1 protein-coding gene is annotated in these 1334 nt (G+C 69.3%); it reads left to right on the top strand.

Annotated features, from left to right (window positions below; translation table 11 throughout):
* The coding region (locus tag ACQKIP_RS47600) for an ABC transporter substrate-binding protein (protein WP_427745885.1) at nt 1-1030 on the top strand (1030 nt) is incomplete at its 5' end.
* Nucleotides 1031-1334 lie beyond the last annotated feature (304 nt).

Genomic DNA, 1334 nt, shown 5'->3' with positions numbered 1-1334 from the left:
CGGCGACGTCCTCCTCATCCCCGGCGTGCTCGCCAAGGGCGACTACCCGAAGTTCTTCGCGCCGCTGGGCAGCACCGCGACGATGCAGAAGAAGTACCGCTTCACCGGCAAGACCGATGTCGGCGGCAAGACCTACGGCATCGCCAACTTCGGCACCGCCAACGGCTTCGTCTACAACAAGGCGCTGTGGAAGAAGGCCGGGATCACCGACTGGCCCGCCACCCCGGCGCAGTTCCTCGACGACCTGAAGACGGTCAAGGCCAAGACGGGCGCCACGCCCTACTACACCAACTTCAAGGACGGCTGGCCGCTGGCCGGCCCCTGGACAAACAGCGTCGGTTCGGCCGGCTGCGAGGCCGGGGCCTGGGACGACCTGGCCACGTCCGACAAGCCGTGGGCCAAGGGCAGCGATCTCAACGTGATCGACACCCTCCTGTACGACATCGTGCACGGCAAGCTCGCCGAGAAGGATCCCACCACCACCAACTGGGAGAGCTCCAAGACGCAGCTGGCCAAGGGCGACATCGGCAGCATGCTGCTCGGCTCCTGGGCCGTGAACCAGATGCGCGACGCGGCGAAGAAGGCGGGCGAGAAGCCGGACGACATCGGGTTCATGCCGTTCCCCGTCCAGAGGAACGGCCAGTTCTGCGCCACGATGGTCTCGGACTACCAACTGGCGGTCAACGCGCACTCCGAGCACAAGGACGCCGCGCGCGCCTGGCTCGACTGGTTCACCGAGAAGTCCGGATTCGCCGCCAAGGAGGGCGGTATCTCCGCCCTGAAGGCCGACCCGCTGCCCGAGGTCCTCAAGCCCTATGAGGACAACGATGTCAAGCTCGTCGAGCGGTCCGAGGCCAAGACGGAGGACGTCAACGCCATCGACGATGCCGCCGAGATCGGCCTGAGCAAGCAGGACTACCGGCAGAAGCTGATCGACATCGCCCGCGGCGCACAGGACGGCGACCTGCGGGGGTACTTCGACGACTTGGACAAGCGCTGGGCCGACGCGGCAGCGGCCGCCGGTTCCTGATCCGGCACGCACGGGACGCACGGGGCCCCGCACCGCCCGCGGGGCCGGGCCCCACGCCCGCCGAGTCGCCGCACCACACCGGCCGACTCGTCGCGGAACACGCCTGCCAACCTGCCGCGGAACACGAAAGGCCCGCCCGCCATGACGCACACGACCTCCACCGCGCCACCGGCGTCGCACGAACCGCCGCCGGCGGCAGCCGGCCGCCGGACCAAACACCGCACCGAGGGGACCGCCCGCTCCTGGCGTGACCATCCGCTGCGGCGGATCACCCCGTGGCTGTTCCTGCTCGCCCCGCTCGCGC

The sequence above is a fragment of the Streptomyces sp. NPDC059900 genome (assembly GCF_050270335.1).
Classification (GTDB): Bacteria; Actinomycetota; Actinomycetes; order Streptomycetales; family Streptomycetaceae; genus Streptomyces.
Note: the sequence above shows the minus strand (reverse complement) of the source record. Positions and strands in the feature narration are given on the sequence as shown.